General features: G+C 33.0%; 2 protein-coding genes. One reads left to right on the top strand and one right to left on the bottom strand.

The window, feature by feature from the left end; translation table 11 throughout:
* Positions 1-750: DUF2797 domain-containing protein (locus tag PHC28_RS18045; RefSeq protein WP_300103783.1), on the bottom strand; the 750-nt coding region annotated here is incomplete at its 3' end.
* 143 nt (positions 751-893) lie between these two features.
* On the opposite strand from PHC28_RS18045, the gene PHC28_RS18040 reads away from it, so the two are divergent.
* Complete coding sequence (locus PHC28_RS18040; protein ID WP_300103780.1) at positions 894-2,420, top strand: GH3 auxin-responsive promoter family protein; 1,527 nt, start codon at positions 894-896, stop codon at positions 2,418-2,420.
* Positions 2,421-2,666 lie beyond the last annotated feature (246 nt).

The following is a 2,666-nucleotide window of genomic DNA, read 5'->3' as shown; positions in this document are numbered from 1 at the left end:
AAAAACCGTTCCGTCTTCAAAAATTAAATATTGACCTTTTATTCCAGTGAGTTTTCCTTGAAAAACAGGTGTTTTTTCTAAACTCAAGCTGTTTATTTTTTTTGGATATTCTAAAACAGGAAAATGAATTTCGTATAAATCATTTTTTTGTGAGTGGAAATATTCTTGAACTTCGGTAGGAATCAAATTTTCGACTTTCAATCTTTCGGCAATTAGATCTACTTGTACAACATCATTTTGGAGCATTTTTCTCCAATTAGTTTTATCAGCATAATGATTTTTCAAAGCAACTTCAGTAATTCCTGCAAGGTAACGATTAGGGACTTCCACAATAGAAATGGCTTGTGTTGCGCCTTGGTCAATCCATCGAGTTGGCATTTGTGTTTTTCGGGTTACACCTACTTTTACTTCGCTTGACAAAGCTAAATAAACAATATGTGGCTGCAATTGTACTTTTTCTTCATACACCAAATCCCTATCTTGAATACCAAGATGAGCCGTGCTTAATTCGGGTTTCATAATCCAATCGCCAACGGCTGGGCTCGAATAAAAACAGTCATAACAAAATCCTTGTCGGTATATTTTCTTCTTTTTGCCGCAATTCAAACATTGGTAACCCTGAAAAGAAATTGCAATGTCTTTATTGAGCAACTGATTTACATTCAGAAAACTATTTTCAAAAACCAAATAATATTGAATTGGGTTTCCAAATTCAGTTTGCATTTTAGTAAGAACACCTTCGTATTGCATATATTAGATTTACGATATTAGATTTTAAATAGAGAAAGTTAAAAAAAAATACTATTTTTGATAACGTCGTAAAGTTAGCTTTTGTTACTCGATATTCAAATCAAATATCGTAGATCAAATATCGTAAATCGTAAATCAGAAAAATGCCACTACCTATAATCAATTCGTTTGCATCTTGGGTTCTAAAGCAAAGGATTCACCAGATTGAGCTTTTTATTAAATATCCCAATGAGGTTCAAGAAGAATTGCTAATGAATTTGATTCGAGCATCTGAATATACTATTGTAGGAGTGGAATATGATTATGTCTCCATCAATTCTTATGCAACTTTTGCCGAAAGGGTTCCTGTTTCTACTTATGAAGAACTACAACCAATGATTGAACGAACTCGAAAAGGGGAACAAAACGTTTTCTGGGACTCGCCTATAAAATGGTTTGCCAAATCAAGCGGAACAACCAATGCCAAGAGCAAATTCATTCCTGTAAGTTACGAGGCATTAGAGGATTGTCATTATAAAGGAAGCAAGGATTTGTTGTGTTTGTATTTAAATAACAACGAAAATTCCGAAATGTTTCTTGGAAAAAGCCTGAGACTTGGCGGAAGTTCACAAATTTATGAAGACAATGATTCATTTTTTGGAGACTTGTCGGCTATTTTAATCGAAAATATGCCGCTTTGGGCCGAATTTAGTAGCACTCCAAACAACAAAATTTCGTTGATGAGCGATTGGGAAACGAAACTTCCTGCAATAATAAATGAAGTCAAAAATGAAAATGTGACTAGTTTTGCTGGTGTTCCATCGTGGATGCTGGTTTTAATGAATAGATTACTCGAAGAAACCGGCAAAGGAAATTTGCTTGAATTATGGCCTAATCTCGAAGTTTATTTCCACGGTGGCGTAAGTTTTGAACCTTATCGTGAACAATATCAAAAAATTCTGCCTAATAAAGATTTTAAGTATTACGAAATTTACAATGCTTCTGAAGGTTTTTTTGCTATTCAGGATCTAAATAATTCCAATGATTTATTGCTGATGCTGGATTATGGCATTTTCTATGAATTTATCCCTATGGATACTTTTGGAACTCCAAATCAAAAAGTAATTCGTTTAGCACAAGTAGAACTTTTTACAAACTATGCCATAGTTATTACCACAAATTCAGGTTTGTGGCGTTATATGGTAGGAGATACGGTTCGTTTTACTTCCTTAAATCCATATAGAATTCGAGTGACAGGAAGAACTAAACATCACATCAATGTTTTTGGAGAAGAATTGATGGTCGAAAATACCGATCAAGCTATTGCTAGAGCGTGCCAAATTACTAAAACTGAAGTTGTCGATTATACTGTTGCTCCCATTTTTATGAAAGACAAAGAAAAAGGAGCGCACGAATGGGTGATTGAATTCAAGAAAAATCCTGAAAACATTTCCCACTTTCAAGAAATTCTCGATGAAACTATACAATCCTTGAATTCGGATTATGAAGCCAAGCGTTATAATAATATGACTTTAAACCCGTTGAAAATAAATATTGCCAGACCCAATTTGTTTTACGATTGGTTGAAAGAAAATGATAAATTAGGCGGACAACATAAAATTCCTAGACTGTCAAATCAAAGAGACTACTTGGAACAATTGAAAAATATGCAAGAAATTGTAAATCAATAAAATGAAAAAATTACTTCTAATAGCGATTGTAACATTGTTTTTATGCTCTTGCGGTCCGCACAGAATGCGTTGTGGAGCAAGAGGAATATGTAAAACCGATAACAAATACATTATAAAAAATGGTTTAATAGTCAAAAATAGTTGGTGAAAATGCTGTAAAGCATTATAAAATATGATGTTTCCAAAAGTTTATTGAAATTCGTTTCAATAAACTTTTTTATTTATGACAAATTCAAAAAAAAGCGT

This window comes from Flavobacterium sp., from assembly GCF_028712645.1.
Lineage (GTDB): Bacteria > Bacteroidota > Bacteroidia > Flavobacteriales > Flavobacteriaceae > Flavobacterium.
Note: the sequence above shows the minus strand (reverse complement) of the source record. Positions and strands in the feature narration are given on the sequence as shown.

What these genes read in the sequence shown, in the direction of transcription:
- PHC28_RS18040 (WP_300103780.1), top strand. Translation starts at nt 894, where the DNA reads ATGCCACTACCTATAATCAATTCGTTTGCATCTTGGGTTCTAAAGCAA.